Below are 14,632 nucleotides of genomic sequence, written 5' to 3'. Positions count from 1 at the left end.
TTCCACAGTCCGGGCCGCAGAGAGAAAGGAGCCAACTTATTTCTGGAGGAACTCCTATGTGGGTGGCCCTTTGTGGCGGTGGCGCTCTTTTATGCCTTCTGTTCGTGGCAATCTTGCACAGGAAGTGCCCTCACTCGGTTCCCCGCAAGGGGCCGAAGCGAGAAGGCGTCCTGTGGTCACCCTGATCTTCGTGCCACGAACATTTCGCGGCGCAGACGTAACCCTCACCGCCGTTGAGGAGAAAGAGGGACCCATGGGTCGGCATCTGTGTCCCGAGACGCCGGACGGCTTCCTCCTCGTCAGCTTGGTGAATGCTCAGAGGCTCATAGCTCGGCTGCAACTTCATCAGCGAGATCGCCGGAAACGCTACGTCGATGCGAGTCTCGTATTTCTGAGGATGATAGCTCCTGAGCAGCAGAACTGAGTGACTAACGGAGTACTGCCATACCTGGAACTTCCTGTTCCAGGACGCGATCTCTTGCACGGTCATCTTCCGGGTCGGGGCGAAGAGTCAGGCTTTGGGGTGCGCTGAACTTCCGTTCTCGTGAAGCGCAATTCATTTCGCCTTGACCTCGTGAAATCCAAGTGCGCGATGATATTGCTGTTGGTTTCCGCTACTAGCCTCCAACCGCCCGGTTGAGCAGTGCTCAGTGCAGAGCCAGCCTCTCTCGTGAGCTGAGCGTGAGGATGTGGGGTAGACGTGGGGTACCCGCGCCCCCGTCACCCGTACTTATCGCGGCTGAACGTCACGGAGGCGAGCAGAACAGGTCTACGAGTGGGCAAGGACCTTCTGCTTCTCGGCTTCGTACACGGCCACAGCCTCAGATTCTCGGTCGTAGAACGCTTCCCAGAACCCCAGGTGGCTCCACGGCTCCGGGCACAGAGAAAAAGAACCGCTCTCCAGTTGGGAATAGATCCAGGACGGTGGAATAGTGGGAGAGGTGATGGTGAACAATCGGCTGTCGAAAATGGCACACGACTCATAAGGCGAATATTCGATGCGGAACGAGGTGTCTCCGTTGTGCTGCGAGAAAATTTCGAGCACGATGTATTCCGCACCTGGCCGCAGGGCGGTCGCACCCTGAAACGCGCGCGGTTCGAGCCCCTCACTCCTGGTGAACTTCACTCGCATACTCTCACCTTCTGTTCATCACTATCTTGTAGTCGTAATCGTAAGCTACTCGTCCGGATTCGCGGTTATAGTAGTAATGCACCTGGAAATCTCCGTACGGGCTTTGATGTGTCTGCGTAGAGTACTTGCCCCAGTCGGTAATATCACTTCCATCGGCGGTCAGATGAGCTCGAAGGTGGGGATTGCCCAACTGCTCGCCACGGATGATTCGCGCTGACTCGGCTATGGCCTGAGAGGTGAGCATGCCGTCCGGGGTGAACACGGATTCGGCTGACTCGCGGCGCAACTGCTCGGCAAGTCTCTGTCCATCACTGGTACCGGACAGGAAGTCCTGGTTTGCGTCCCTTCCCTCTTTTCCCAGGTCGTTCAGACACTTCGGTGCCAGGCCGAGGGGGTCGGGGGTCGTGTAGCGGGCTGTTTCGGGGTCGTAGTGGCGGTGGGGCCGAGGGGGTCGGGGGTGAGGTAGCGGGCTGTTTCGGGGTCGTAGTGACGGTTCAGGTTGTAGTGGAGGCCCGTTTCCGGGTCGTGGTATTGGCCGGGGAAGCGGAGCGGGGTGTAGGCCGTGCTGGTTCTGGCCCAGGTGGTCGTGCCCCAGAGGGTGGCGCGGGTGTGCCAGGCCAGGTTGCCGGTTTCGTCGATGGGTTCGGTGGGCGTGCCGATCAGGTCGGTGGCGATCGCGAAGAAGCGTTCGTCGACGAGGGATTGATCGGCGTCCGCCGTCAGAAGGCGCTCGGTCTGGGCCAGGGGGCTGCGGCCTCGGTGGTCCCAGGTGAGGGTGACGAGGTGCGGCAGGTCGGCTGAGGTGATGGTCTGTTCGATGAGGGTGGTGCCGTCCCAGCCGAACCGGATCTCCTCCGCCACCGATGAACCGTCCGGCGTGAGGCGTTGTTTGGCGGTTCGGCGGCCGAGGGGGTCGTACAGGTAGCGCCAGCGGGTGCCGTCCGGGGTGGTGACGGCGGTGAGGCGGTCCTCGGCGTCCCATTCGTAGCGCCAGGTGTCGGGTTTCCGGGAGAGGCGGGTCTTCTGGCGCAGGACGACGCGTCCGGCGTCGTCGTACGCGTAGCGCATGCGGCCGGCGCGCAGCAGGCGGGTGCCGGTGTAGGCGCGGTCGCCGGTGGCCGCCGCGCCGGGGTGGTCGGTGGGCCACGAGGCCGAGGTCTGGTTCCCGGCCGCGTCGTAGGCGTAGGTCTCGGCCCAGCCGTCCGCGTGGACGCCCGTGACCCGGCCCACGGCATCGAGGTCGAAGGTGCGGTTGTCCTGGGCGATGAGGTGGCCGTCCGGCCGGTAGGTGTAGGTGCGGTGGTGCAGCGGCCGGCCAGGGTCCGGGCCGGTCAGGGATTGGGTGGTGAGGCGGCCGGCCGGGTCCCAGGTCCGGGACAGCGTCAGGGTGTCGCCGATGCGGCGGGTGGTTTCGCGGCCGGTCGCGTCACGGTCGAAGGCGAGGGTGTGGCCGGAGGCGGTCAGGGCGGTGCGGCGCCCGGCCGCGTCGTAGGTGTACGTGGACGTGTGACCGCCGGGGGTGGTGCGGCGGGTCGGGCGGCCCAGGGCGTCGTAGGCGTGGGTGAGGACCCGGCCGTTGAGCATCTCGGTCGTGACCCGGCCCAACCGGTCGCGGGCCAGGACGAGTTCCGCGTCGGGGCCGGTCGCGGAGGTCAGCCGTCCGGCGGGGTCGTAGGTGTAGGTGGTGACCTGCCCGGCGGCGTCCTTGGTGGTGATGCGGCCGAGTGGGTCGCGTTCCAGGGTGACGGTCTGGCCCAACGGGTTGGTGCGGGAGAGGAGTTGGCCCGCTGCGTCGTAGCCGTACCGCAGCGTGCGGCCGTCGAAGTCCGTCTCGGACGTGAGGCGTCCGGCCGGGTCGTAGGTGTAGGTCCAGGCAAGGCCGTGGGGGTTGGTGACCCGGGTGAGGCGGAGCTGGGCGTCGTGGGCGAACTCGTACCGTGCGCCGTCCGGATCGGTGCGGGCGGTGAGCACGTCGAAGTGGCCGTACTCGAACGTGGTGACGCCGCCGTTCGCGTCGGTGTGGCGGACGCAGTTGCCCTCGCCGTCGTAACTCCACGTCTGCTGCGCGCCGTTGGCGTCGACGCGGCGGGCGAGGCGGCCCTCGGCGGTCCATTCCAGGTGCTCGGTCGCGCCTTGGGGATCGGTGAGGGTGACCGGACGGCCGAACGAGTCCCGCTGGTAGCGGGTCACGCCGCCTTGGGGGTACCCCCGGACGGAGTCTGGGGGAGGGTCGGTGATCTCCACCGGCAGCCCGGCCGCGTCGCACCGCACCCGCGTCACCGCGCCCTCCGCGTCGGTGACCGAGGCGAGATGGCCGTGGGCGTCGTAGGCGTAACGGGTCGTGTGGCCGGCCGGATCGGTGACGGCGGTGCGGTTGCCGCGTTCGTCGTACTCCTGCCGCCACACCGCGCCGTCCGGGTCGGTGATCTCCACCGGCAGGCCGAGGTCGTTGTAACGGGCCGTCGCCGCGGTGCCGTCCGGGCGGTGGACGGCCACCACGTTGCCGTGCTCGTCGCGTTCGTAGCGGGTGACATGGCCGAGGGCGTCGGTGCGGGCGGTCACGCGGCCGTCCGCGTCGTAGTCGGTGCGTACGGTGTGCCCGTTGGCGTCGGTGACGGCGACGACGCGGCAGGCGGGGTCGATCAGATACCGGCTGGCGTGGGCCGGGGGAGGGGTGGTGACGGTCGTGGTCCGCAGGCCGGTGGCGGGGTCGGGCTCGCCGTAGGCGATGCGGACCGCCATGTGCCCTTCGGTGCCGCCCTCGGCGACGCAGCGGTCGAGGGCGTCGTAGGCGTAGTCGTAGCGGCGGCCGTTGGTGTCGGTCCAGGCGATGACGCGGTGTTCGTCGTCGTACGCGAACCGCAGGGGCAGACCGGAGGAGTTGACCACCTCCGTCAGGTCACCGCCGGTGTACCCGTACCGGATCAACGGCTGCTCCACGCCCGCCAGATGGAGAGCGGTGACGCGGCCGTCCTGGCAGGTGAACCGCAGGTGGTAGCCGCCGGAGTGCACCAGTCCCAGGGGGGTGCCGTGTTCGTCGTACTCGAACGTGATCCGGTGCCCGTTGCGGTCGGCGATCTCCAGCAGCCGCGCCTCGCCGTCACCGCCCGGACCGGCGAACCACCGGACCTGACCGGTCTCCGGATCGGTCAGCAGGTAGTCGCCGTCCGGGGTGCGCTCCAGCGGCCATCGGGGACCGGACGCGGGCAGGGTCGGCACCCCCGGCGCCGGGTGCGGATACGTCAGTACCAGGCCGTCCTCGGACAGGAACACCACGCCCTCGGCGTCGACTTCGAGCCGCTGGTCGATCGTGCTGGCCCAGGACGGGCCGAACCACCGCCCGGCCCGGTACCCGGACTCCACATGGCGGCGGAACACCAGCGGCAACGCGCCCGGCAGCACCACATCCGTCTGCGGCAGGAACATCCGGCCCGTGGCCAGGTTCACCGGGTCCGTCGGCCCCGACGTCACGTCCTGCTCGGGTGTGTCCCTGGGCCGCTCCGGCCCGTCCTCCCGGACCTGGGCCCGCCCCGACCCGGGGGAATCCGGCGCCCGCCGGGCGGCGTTGGCAGCGGTACGGCCCGCGCCCGCGCCCCTGGTGCCGATCAGTTCCGGAACCAGCCGGCCCAGGCCCTCGGCCGGGTCCTGCCGGAACCCCTCCACCATCGTCCCGGCCGTGCCGACCGGGTCGTTGCTCATCCGCACCAGACCGGCCACCGTGCTGTTCAGGCTGGTCAGATACTCCGCCGGATGCGTCACGTTGTACGGATCGAGCGGATTGACCGAACGGGCGAAGTTCACCAGTCCGGCCGTGCCCCGCACCAACCCGCCCATGAAGTGCGAGGAGTCGAGCTGCACGCCCAGGTAGGCGTCGCCCAACTGCTCGCCGTACGACGGCTTCGGCGGCGCCATGTCCCGCGCGGTCTCCACCGCCGCCTTCGCCTGGTCGTGCGCCGCGTTGCGCTGGCCGCGCGCCTCGGCCAGGATCGCGGCGGCCTCCTCCACCATCGCCACACCCGGATCGCGGAAGTCGGTCGGGCACGGCGGCAGCACCACCGACCCGCGCTGGTCCGCGGGAGTGGCGTTGTAGGTGTCGACCGCCGCGTTGTAGGCCTCCACCCGCGCGTTGTGCTCCGAACGCGCCTCCTCCGACGCCGCCCGCGCGTCCCGGTAGGTGTCGATCGCCACCTGCGCCTGGCCCTGTGCCCACTCCACCACCCCGGCGAAGTCCTCCAGCGCGCTCGCGGCCCGGTCGCACGCGTCGGCGGCCGTGAACCACTTCTCCGGCTCCACCGACACCGTTGCCCGGAACGCGTCGGCCGTCTCACCGCGCAACGCGTCCGCGTCCACCCCACGCAGCCCGTTGCCCACATCCGTGAACGCCGCCCGGAAATCCCGCAGATGCTCCGCCGTGGACCGCAACTTCCCCACACTGCCGTGGATCAGCTTCGTCGGGTCCTCGGTCTGGTCCAACTGCAACTCGTCGGGGGCGGCGCCCATCCGGTTGGCCACCGAGTCGCCGGTCTCCCGCACCCAGTCCGCCGCGCTCTCCAGCCCGACGTCCTCCAGCCGGTCCGCCGTCCAGTCCGACGCCGCGTCAACCGCCCCGCCGACGGCCTCGACACCCTCCTCGACCGCGTCCTCGACCACATCCGGGACGAAATCCCCCAGCCCCACCGGCCGTTACCGCCCTTCCCCGCCCTCGTCACCGGGCGTCAGGTCCACGCCGAGGGCATCCTCGGCGTGGACCTGACGCCCGGTGACGAGGGCTTTTCTTGCTAATCCTCTTCCTCCTCCTCGCGTCCCGCTGCTGCGCGCCTTTGCGCCGCATCTTCCTATTGCTCTTTTGTTTATCTCTGACCGCACCCCCCTATGCCTCCCCTCTCTTCTCCGTCGCCACCGCCAGATTTGTATAGAGCCGCGCCCCCAACACGCCCGCGTACTCCCACTCCCCGGCCGGATCAGCTCCCCGCACCACCGCGAACCGCGCCAGCGCCGCCTCGTCCGTGAACGCGTACAGCCACCGCACCCCGCCGGACACACCCGACAGGAAACGGCCGTCCATCAGCGGCACCAGCACCACCGTCCGGCGCAACTCCCCGACCATCGCCGCCGGGTCGCCCCACCCCGCGCGCACCGCCGCGATCCGGCCCCCCAAGTCCATGACGGGTATGGTCCACCGCCCGGTTCACCACCGCAACTCCCCCCGGAGCGGGGGGAGATCGCGGACGGTGTCAGCGGCCGGGGCGTCGGCCGCCGCGCCGGAAGCGCAGGGCGCCGAACACCAGATCGGCGATCAGGACGACCACGCCGATGAACAGCAGGAACAACAGCCCCTCGGCGAGCACCCCGATGATCCCCAGGATCAGCGCCACCAGGAGCAGCAGCAGGAACAGCGTCATCGCGGTTCTCCTCGCGTCCTCAACGGCGGGCCAGGCGGCGTTCGCCACCCGCGCCCGGCTGGTAGCTCAGTTCGTAGTGGGTGAAGACGGCCGGCTCCTCCTCGGCCGGCAGTTCGCCGTCGGTGTCGATGGCCGGGGCGTCCTTGACCTGGTTCTTCGGGTGGATGACCTTCAGATAGCCCGGCCCCACGGTCGCCCCGGCGAGCGGCACGAACACCAGGCGGCGCCGCGTCGGCATTCCGACCGTGACGGTGGCGAAGGCGGGCCGGTCGGTCGCGGTGTCCACGTAGACGGCCTCCAGGGTCCCGATCTTGTGACCGCCCGGATCGACGACGTCGTGTCCCCGCCAATCCCGGATGTTGTCCGCTTCGAACATCACTGGCCTCCTGCCGCGTGTGCTGGGTGTCCCGCGCCCGGGCCGTCCGGACCGCCCGGCGTCGCGCCGCGCGCCCGGCCGGTCGGGCCCGTGGGAAGAACCCTCCCGAGCATCACGGAACGAGGTCCCCGCGCGGGACCCCGGACCGCCCGGGCAGGGCACTTCCTTCCGAAAAACACCCGAATGCCCTGACCGGCGCGGTCTCACACCTCGCGCCGCGTCCGCCCGCGCGAGCCCGCGCCGACCGGTCCGTCCTCGATGTGCCGCAGCAGGATGCCCTCCCGGACCGCCCATGGGCAGAGGGTGACCGTGTCGATGTCCATGGCTCGCATCGCCGCGTGCGCCACGATCGACCCGGCCAGCGCCTGCTTGGCGCGCGCCGCCGAGATGCCCGGCAGCTCCGCGCGCCGCGCCGCGGGCAGGGCCGCGAGCCGCCGCGTGGCCCGCGCCAGGTCGACCCGGGCCAGGCGGCGCGGCACGGACCAGCCCTGCCGGCCGGGCGGCGCCCCGCACAGCCGGGCGAGCTGCTGGAACGTCCGCGAGGTGGCGACGACGGTGTGCGGCGCCTCGTTCCGGATCCGCGCCCCGACGTCCTCCAGGTGGCGGCGCACATGGCGGCGCAGCTCCTTCCCCGCCCGCGCCGACGGCGGGTCCCCGTCGTCCAGGTACTCCCGCGTCAGCACGCGGGCGCCGAGCGGCAGGGAGGTGGCGAAGTCGGGCAGCCCGCCCCGGCCGAAGGCCACTTCGAACGAGCCGCCGCCGATGTCCAGCACGGCCAGCGGGCCGACCTGCCACCCCATCCACCGCCGGACGGCGAGGTACGTCAGCTCCGCCTCGACCTCCCCCGGCATGGTGTGCGGCAGGACCCCGGTGCGCCGCCGCACCTCGGCCAGCACCTCCGGCGCGTTCGGCGCGTCCCGCACGACGGCCGTGGCGAAGACGAACGGCTCCGGGCATCCCCAGCGGGCCGCCTCCGCCCGCGCCGCCGACCCCGCCCCGGCCACCCGCGAGACCGCGTCGGGCCCCAACCGGCCGCCACGGCCCAGCCGTTCGGCGAGACGCAACGGATACTTGACCGTGCGCACGGCGGACGGCACCCCGTCGTCCACCTCCGCCACCACCAGGGAGGCCGCGTTCGCCCCCACATCCAGCACACCCATCCGCATGGGACCCGCGTACCCCGCCCGGTGCGGGGTACGCCGCCGGTCACCTCACCGGGTGGCGCGGATACGGTCGCGGAGCCGGCGGGCGACCTGTCCCATCAGCGCGTCGGCGGCGGGCTGGCTGCTCGCCGCCACCCGCGACTCGGTCAGCACGGCCACGGCGTACGCCTGGCCGTCGGCGTGCTCGACGACGCCCACCTCGTGGCGCAGGTTGAGCAGGGTGCCCGTCTTGGACGACCAGGTGGAGGAGTCGGAGACGAAGTCCGGGGCGAGACGGTGCCGCAGCAGGTTCTCGGACATGAGGGTGCGCAGGCGCGCGGCGACGTCGGGGTGGATCGCCGTGGGCCCGGTCCACAGGGCCTGGAGGAGATCGACGAACGCGCGGGCCGTGCCGGCGTTGGCGCGCGAGATGTCGAGCTGCGGCACCCGGTGGCCGCGCCCGGCCGTGCCCGCGTCGATCGCGAGCGCGTGGGCGAGGTGCACGTCCGCCGCGTCGAAACGTTCCACCGGGGTCTCGCTCAACTCCCGCGTCGTGTGGCGGACCGCGATGCCGCGCACCCCGAGCCGGTGCAGGATCGCCGCGACCGCGGCCGGCGGGGTGAGCCCGAACAGCGCGTCGGTGGCGACGCCGTCGCTGATGGCCATGGCGAGGTACAGCAGGTCGTCCACGGCGACGCGGGCGGGGTGGCGGAACCGGCTCAGGCCCGTCGGCCCGGGCGTGGTGACGCGTCCGGGCGGCACGTCGAGCGCGGTGGCGCCGTCGAGTTCGCCCAGCCGCACGCGTTCCAGCGTCGCCAGCGCGAGCGGGATCTTCACCAGGGACGCGACGGGGAACTCGGTGTCCGGGTCGATGCCGAGTTCGTCGCCGGTGTGCAGGTCGCGGACGAGGAACGAGCCGTGCAGGCCGCCGTCGTGCAGCGTCCGGCGCAGCTCCCGCAGCAGCCCGTCGTCGTTCACCGGTCCGCTCCGGTGTCCGCTCCGGTGTCCGTCCCGGCGCCCAGGCAGCGGGCGACGGCGTCCGCGCACCGCTCCGCGAGGCGGGCGGCGTCGGCGTCCGTGTCGTCCGCCGTCGCCCGCGCGTAGCCCCGGGCGAGGCCGGGGCCGAGTTCGCCGCCCGGCCGCCGGCCCGGCCGCAGGCGCCGGGCCCCGGCCGGCGACGCCAGCAGCGCGTCGCGGGGGCTCAGCACGCCGGCCGCCGCGGACGCCACGGCGGGCGCGACGGCGAGCTGCGCCGGACGCAGGCCGACGGCGTCGCGCAGACGGGTGAGGCGGTCCCGTATGTGGGGCACGTCGTCCTCGGGCTGGAGCCAGACCCGCCGGGGCCGGCGCTCGCCGCCGGCCGGGCCGGGGCGCAGGGTGTCCGGGTAGATCGGCCCGGCGCGGGGGGCGGTGGCGACCGCCAGGCCCAGCGGCACCGTCCAGGCCGCCTCGGCGGGCGGCACCGCCAGCAGCGCGGCGCGCACCTGCCGGGAGCGGACCAGCTCGGCCCGTTCGGCGGGCGCGGCGGGGCGGGCGGCGGGGGGGTGTCTCCTCCCCCCCCCCCCCCCCCCCCCCGCCCCGGGTGGGCGCGGAATCTCGGCGCCCCGACTCACTTTTTACCACCACTCAGCACCTCACCTGATACGTCCCTGCTCTTTACTGTCACCAGGAGTCACATCATCTGTGGAGATCGTGGTGGAGAGGGAGAGAGGGGGGGTGAGGTGGCTATTGGGTAATGACGCGCGTGCAGCAGGGGAATAGCGTGCGCTCTTGGTCGGCAGCGGCAGAGGAGTATAAGAGACAGGGGGGCGGGAACGGCCAGGCGCAGCGGCCGGTGCCGGGCGGCCTCCGCCTCGTGCTCCAGCTCATCGGCCAGCCGCACGAGTCGGGTCGCCAGCGGCAGCATGTCCCGGCCGAACGGGGTGAGGGTGGCGGCGCGCGAGGAACGTTCGAGCAGCGGCTGACCGAGGTGCCGTTCCAGCGCGGCGACGCGGCGGCTCGCGACGGACTGGGCGATCCGGGCCGCCGCCGCGCCGACGGTGAAACTGCCGCGCTCGCTGACGTGGACGAACGCCCGGCATGCCCCCACAAGATCCACGGACCGGCATTATGCCAAAGCGGCATGGAACCGCGCGTTCGCGACTTGGACGGCGGGCGGCCGCCGGACGGAAGGTGGTTCCCGCTCGTCCACCGACAGCTTGGAGGTTCCATCCCATGACGTACACGTTCCGCATGCGCCGGGGCGCCGCCCGGGTGGCCGGGGTTCTCGTGCTCGTCGCGCTCCCGGCGTGCGGCCAGGACACCGGGGCCGCGTCCGACGCGTCCGCCGAATCCGCGCGGGCCGCGACCACGCAGGCCGCGGTGTCCGCGGAGACAAGCGCCCGCGCGTTCCGAGAGCTGGAGGGCGAGTTCGACGCCCGGCTCGGCGTCTACGCCCTGGACACCGGCACCGGCCGGGAGGTCGCCTACCAGGAGGACGAACGGTTCGCGTTCGCCTCCACGTTCAAGGCGCTGCTGGCGGGGGCCGTGCTCCAGGAGTACGGACTGGACGGTCTGGACGAGGTGGTCACCTACTCGTCCGGCGACCTGATCGCCAACTCGCCCGTGACCGAGAACTTCACCGAGACCGGGATGAGCCTGCGCGAACTGTGCGCCGCCACCCTCTGGTACAGCGACAACACGGCCGCCAACCTGCTTCTCGACGCCCTCGGCGGCCCCGACGCCCTGGAAGCGGTGCTGGAGGAACACGGCGACGACGTCACCGAGATGGACCGGTACGAACCGGAGCTGAGCGACGGCGTACCCGGCGACATCCGCGACACGAGCACCCCCCGCGCGATGGCCGGGAACCTGCGGGCGTTCCTGCTCGGCGACGCCCTGGAACGGGACGAACGCGAGCTTCTCACGCGGTGGATGACGACGAACACCACCGGCGAGACGCTGATCCCCGCCGGCCTGCCGGACGGCTGGACCGTGGCGGACAAGAGCGGCACCGCCGGGTACGGGGGCCGCAACGACATCGCCGTGATCTGGCCGGACGACGGCGGCAACCCCATCGTCATGGCGGTCATGTCCAGCCGCGACGAGGAGGGCGCCGAACGCGACGACGAACTGATCGCCCGGGCCGCCACCGTGGCCCTGGAGGGCCTCGGCCGCGACTGACCTCCCGCCTCGGCGCCCCGCCGCCCCACCGCCTCACCGGCCGTAGGCATGACCGGGCGGGAGGGGCGCGATGTCCGGGTGTCGGCCGGGCCGGACGGCGGCGTGGCGCCGGCCGGGGCCGGGGCCGTTCCGGGCGGCCAGGGCGTCGGCGACGACCCCGGTGACGACGGCGTAGACGGTCTTGTGGAGCAGATCGACGACGAGTTCCCCACGGGGCCAGGTGCCGGGGGGCGCGCCGACGCCGGTGGCGTTCTCCAGGATCTGGTCGTTGGTCACCCGCACCACGGCGAACTGCGCCGACGCCGCGGGCCCGCGCAGGCCGGCCTGGGCCATGACCGAACGCACCACGCCCAGCAGCGCGCCCTGGCCGTAGTGCATGGCCCAGTTGACCGGTGTCGGCCGGGTGGCGCCGGGACGCTCGGACATACCGGTCAGGCGCTGGAGGACGCGGGCGGGGACGTACGAGTCGGGCCGGCCGGTGAGGCCCTGTTCGGCCTTCTCGGTCAGCGTCATCACCAGCGCCCCGGCCGTTCCGGCACAGAGCCCCTGCCACAGTGCGCGTTTCATCATGCCGACGCGAGTACCCGGACCGCCCCCGGCCACGCGCGCCCCGGGGCTCCGGCGGGCGCCGCGGCCGGGGCTCACCCGGCTGCCGCGCCCGGCTGGCCCGCGCGGCCGGGACCCGCTAGGGCCCCGGCCGCGCCGGGCGGGTCAGCGCAGGAGGGGGAGGTCGCCGGTCAGGCGGTTGACCAGCTTGCGCGGGGCGAACAGGCCGAGGCCGACGTACTCCAGGCCGTCGGTGGGAAGCTCGCTCATCTTCTCGATGTACTCGTCGTACGTGCGGCACGACTGGGCCGTGCCGGTGAAGGCGACCGTCACCGCGTCCTCCTCGTCCAGGACCTGCCGGGCCACCTGGGCGATCTTCTCCGAGCCGGCCTTCAGGACGGGGACCGGGATCAGCGTGATGCCCGCGTGCGCGTGACCGTCGGCGTCCTTGACGTCGGGACCGATCAGGCCCTCCACCCGGTTCCCCAGGGTGAGGGAGAGCACGGCGGCGGCGTTCACCGCCAGGCCGGTGGGAAGGTGGTCGGCGACCAGCAGAACGCATTTGGCATCGGTGATCTTCGGCTGCGCCATGGGTGTGTTCACTCCTGTGAGTTCCAACGTGTCGTGCCCGTAGTGGTCTTGCTGGTGCCGCCGGTGTCGCTCGTGCCGGGCGCCCGTTCCTGCCGCTCGTCGTCGCCGATCCGGTGCAGACCGAGCAGCACGCCCACGATGACGATCGCGCCGCCGAGCACCTGGATCATCCCGACCGTCTCGCCGACGAGCACGACCGCGCTGATCAGGCCCATCACCGGTACGAGGTTCAGCAGGTTGACCGCCACGCTGGACGAGACCCGCCGCAGCCCGTAGTTGTACGCCAGGAAAGCCGCCACGGAGCAGAAACCGGCCAGGTACGCCACCCGCAGCAGGTCGTCGGCCGGGGGTGTCTCCCACCGCTCGTACTCGGTCAGCGACAGCAGCAGGAATCCGGCGGCGCCCGCCAGGGTCTGGTAGTAGGTGACGACCAGGGGCGAGCAGCCGGAGCCGTCGCGGCGGGCGACCAGGTTGTAGACCGCCCACACCACCCCGCCCAGGATCAGGATGACGTCGCCCCAGAGCCGGTTGCCCCCGCTCTCGTCCGCGCCCTGCTGGACGATCAGCCACACGCCGACGATCGCGAGCAGCATGCCGACGAGCCTGACCGGCGAGACGCCGGTGCGGTTGACCACGAACTCCAGGGCCAGCGTGATGATCGGGTACGAGGCCACGATCAGCGAGGCGTCGGAGGCGGTGGCCAGCTCCACGCCCACGTTCTCCAGGGCGAAGTAGGCGGTGATGCCCAGCAGTCCCGCCAGGCCCATGAAGGCGCGCCGGCGCGGCGGCGGCGGGCTCCAGCCGGGGCGGCAGCGGACGGCGACGCCCAGCAGGAGGGCCGCGACGGTGAAGCGCATCGCCCCGATCGTCATCGGCGGGACGTGGTCGAGCGCCACCTTGGTCACCGCGAACGAGGTGCTCCAGATCAGGGCGGCCCCGACGATGGCGACGACGGCCAGGGCCGTCGCGCGGTCCACGGACGTCCGGGCCGGGGCCGGCGATGGCCTGTCGGTGCCGCTGGTCACGCTCGCTCCTCGCTCCTGACGGTCCGTGGCCGGTCGTATGTCCGCTGGTGACGCGGTGAGATTCTAGATACTCCTACGACGACCGAGGACAACGACCGAACACCGTTCGGTGAATGAGAGGTTTCACCGGTGCTGGACGAACTTGATTCGGCTCTTGTCGCGCTCCTCCAGCGCAACGCGCGGCACACCAACCGTGACCTGGCCCGTGCCCTCGGCATCGCGCCCTCGACGTGCCTGGAACGGGTCCGCTCCCTGCACGCCCGCGGGGTGATCACGGGTCACCACGCCGAGGTGTCCCTGCCGATGCTCGGACGGCGCGTGCAGGCGCTGGTGGCGGTGCGGCTCAGACCCCCGAACCGGCCCGTGATCGAGTCGTTCCAGGAGTTCGTGACCCAGCTTCCGGAGACCATCTCCGTGTTCGTGGTCTCCGGCGCGGAGGACTTCCTGATCCACGTCGCGGTCCGCGACACCGAGCACCTGCACGCGTTCATCCTCGATCACCTCACGCAGCGGCGTGAGATCGCGGACGTGCGCACGTCCGTGGTGTTCCAGCACATGCAGAAGGCGGTCGTCGAGCCGTTGTCACCGGACCCGTCCGACGCCCGATGAGCCGGTGGTGAACACCGACCAGAGCATGCGGATGTCGCGGGGGCGCGTGATGAACGTCAGCCCGTGCTCGGCCGCGGCCGGCGCGGGGGTCAGGGCCAGGTCCACCTCGCCCTTCCCGGCCGCCGCCGCGGCGGCGCTGGTCGAGTGGGTGGGCACGACCTCCTCGACGCTGAGTCCCGGCAGGATGAGCTGGTCGATCAGCGGAACGGGTGCCGGGTGGCTGGCGACCCGCACCCGGACCCGGCCCTCGGGCCGGGCGTCGGGGCGGGCGGCGAGGCCGTACTGCGGGGTGTCGAAGACGAAGGCCCCGGCCAGGTCCAGGCCGGGGTCCATGTAGAACTGGCTTATCCCCGCATAGGCGTTGGCCACGAGCAGCAGGGAGCCCTCGCCGGAGCGCAGGGCCTCACCGGCGTCCTCGTACCGGTCGTACAGTCCGATGGTGACCTCGCACGCGCGGCGGGCGGTCAGCCGGTTCCTCAGATGCCGGGCCGCGGCCTCGCTGCTGGTGCCGCCCGGGCCGAGGGTGACCACGTGCTCCTCGCGGGGGCGCTGGCGGAGCAGGATGTCGATGAGAAGGTCGGGTGTCGGTGCCTGCGTGGGCGTCGGTGCCTGGGTGGGTGCCTGTGCCTGGGACATGATTCCCCGAT

Annotated in this window: 16 protein-coding genes and 1 pseudogene; 3 read left to right on the top strand and 14 right to left on the bottom strand. The window is 71.7% G+C overall.

The genetic code is table 11. The annotated features are described in order from the left end of the window. Positions 1-172: 172 nt before the first annotated feature. Positions 173-424, top strand: coding sequence for a GAF domain-containing protein (locus BN2279_RS29550; protein ID WP_159037295.1), 252 nt, complete (start codon positions 173-175; stop codon positions 422-424). Positions 425-769: 345 nt separating this feature from the next. Here the strand turns inward: BN2279_RS29550 and BN2279_RS20965 are convergent, their stop codons facing one another. From BN2279_RS20965 to BN2279_RS20930, 10 genes and pseudogenes are all read right to left on the bottom strand, one after another. Further along, a complete protein-coding gene (locus tag BN2279_RS20965) occupies positions 770-1,126 on the bottom strand; it encodes a hypothetical protein (protein WP_059011876.1) in 357 nt (118 codons plus the stop codon). A gap of 10 nt (positions 1,127-1,136) precedes the next feature. Then, complete coding sequence (locus tag BN2279_RS29545; RefSeq protein WP_159037294.1) at positions 1,137-1,394, bottom strand: hypothetical protein; 258 nt, start codon at positions 1,392-1,394, stop codon at positions 1,137-1,139. 104 nt (positions 1,395-1,498) lie between these two features. Continuing rightward, the gene (locus BN2279_RS20960) at positions 1,499-5,809 is read right to left on the bottom strand and encodes a putative T7SS-secreted protein (RefSeq protein ID WP_059011874.1); all 4,311 of its coding nucleotides are present in this window, start codon (positions 5,807-5,809) and stop codon (positions 1,499-1,501) included. Positions 5,810-6,002: 193 nt separating this feature from the next. Next, on the bottom strand, positions 6,003-6,296 hold the full coding sequence (locus tag BN2279_RS20955; protein WP_199827768.1) for a hypothetical protein: 294 nt from the start codon (positions 6,294-6,296) through the stop codon (positions 6,003-6,005). Between the two features lie 70 nt (positions 6,297-6,366). Next, a complete protein-coding gene (locus BN2279_RS30020) occupies positions 6,367-6,534 on the bottom strand; it encodes a hypothetical protein (RefSeq protein WP_199827767.1) in 168 nt (55 codons plus the stop codon). A 19-nt stretch (positions 6,535-6,553) separates the two neighbouring features. Beyond that, positions 6,554-6,910, bottom strand: coding sequence for a PRC-barrel domain-containing protein (locus BN2279_RS20950; RefSeq protein ID WP_059011872.1), 357 nt, complete (start codon positions 6,908-6,910; stop codon positions 6,554-6,556). A gap of 203 nt (positions 6,911-7,113) precedes the next feature. Next, complete coding sequence (locus tag BN2279_RS20945; protein WP_059011871.1) at positions 7,114-8,076, bottom strand: Ppx/GppA family phosphatase; 963 nt, start codon at positions 8,074-8,076, stop codon at positions 7,114-7,116. A 45-nt stretch (positions 8,077-8,121) separates the two neighbouring features. After that, complete coding sequence (locus BN2279_RS20940; protein ID WP_059011869.1) at positions 8,122-9,030, bottom strand: serine hydrolase; 909 nt, start codon at positions 9,028-9,030, stop codon at positions 8,122-8,124. Beyond that, a complete protein-coding gene (locus tag BN2279_RS20935) occupies positions 9,027-9,536 on the bottom strand; it encodes a hypothetical protein (protein ID WP_199827766.1) in 510 nt (169 codons plus the stop codon). The genes BN2279_RS20940 and BN2279_RS20935 overlap by 4 nt, the downstream gene beginning before the upstream one ends. 266 nt (positions 9,537-9,802) lie before the next feature. Further along, a pseudogene (locus tag BN2279_RS20930) lies at positions 9,803-10,150 on the bottom strand (LysR family transcriptional regulator); the annotation flags it as partial. A gap of 134 nt (positions 10,151-10,284) precedes the next feature. Between BN2279_RS20930 and bla the strand changes: the two are divergent. Continuing rightward, complete coding sequence (gene bla / locus BN2279_RS20925; RefSeq protein ID WP_059012625.1) at positions 10,285-11,214, top strand: class A beta-lactamase; 930 nt, start codon at positions 10,285-10,287, stop codon at positions 11,212-11,214. Positions 11,215-11,247: 33 nt separating this feature from the next. On the opposite strand, the gene BN2279_RS20920 is transcribed toward bla, so the two are convergent. From BN2279_RS20920 to BN2279_RS20910, 3 genes are all read right to left on the bottom strand, one after another. Next, a complete protein-coding gene (locus tag BN2279_RS20920) occupies positions 11,248-11,784 on the bottom strand; it encodes a hypothetical protein (protein ID WP_059011867.1) in 537 nt (178 codons plus the stop codon). Between the two features lie 141 nt (positions 11,785-11,925). Beyond that, positions 11,926-12,351 (bottom strand): DUF2000 domain-containing protein, encoded by a 426-nt coding sequence (locus tag BN2279_RS20915; RefSeq protein ID WP_059011866.1) that lies wholly within the window; start codon positions 12,349-12,351, stop codon positions 11,926-11,928. Positions 12,352-12,359: 8 nt separating this feature from the next. Further along, positions 12,360-13,376: a DMT family transporter gene (locus tag BN2279_RS20910; protein WP_234348024.1), complete on the bottom strand. Its 1,017-nt coding sequence runs from the start codon at positions 13,374-13,376 to the stop codon at positions 12,360-12,362. Positions 13,377-13,508: 132 nt separating this feature from the next. Here BN2279_RS20910 and BN2279_RS20905 point away from each other — a divergent pair, with 132 nt between their 5' ends. Beyond that, positions 13,509-13,985: an Lrp/AsnC family transcriptional regulator gene (locus BN2279_RS20905; RefSeq protein WP_059012623.1), complete on the top strand. Its 477-nt coding sequence runs from the start codon at positions 13,509-13,511 to the stop codon at positions 13,983-13,985. Here the strand turns inward: BN2279_RS20905 and BN2279_RS20900 are convergent. Next, positions 13,959-14,621, bottom strand: coding sequence for a hypothetical protein (locus BN2279_RS20900; RefSeq protein WP_059011863.1), 663 nt, complete (start codon positions 14,619-14,621; stop codon positions 13,959-13,961). The genes BN2279_RS20905 and BN2279_RS20900 overlap by 27 nt on opposite strands. Between the last annotated feature and the right edge of the window lie 11 nt (positions 14,622-14,632).

It is taken from the genome of Streptomyces specialis (assembly GCF_001493375.1).
Taxonomy (GTDB): Bacteria; Actinomycetota; Actinomycetes; order Streptomycetales; family Streptomycetaceae; genus Streptomyces; species Streptomyces specialis.
This window is presented reverse-complemented; position numbering and strand designations above follow the sequence as displayed.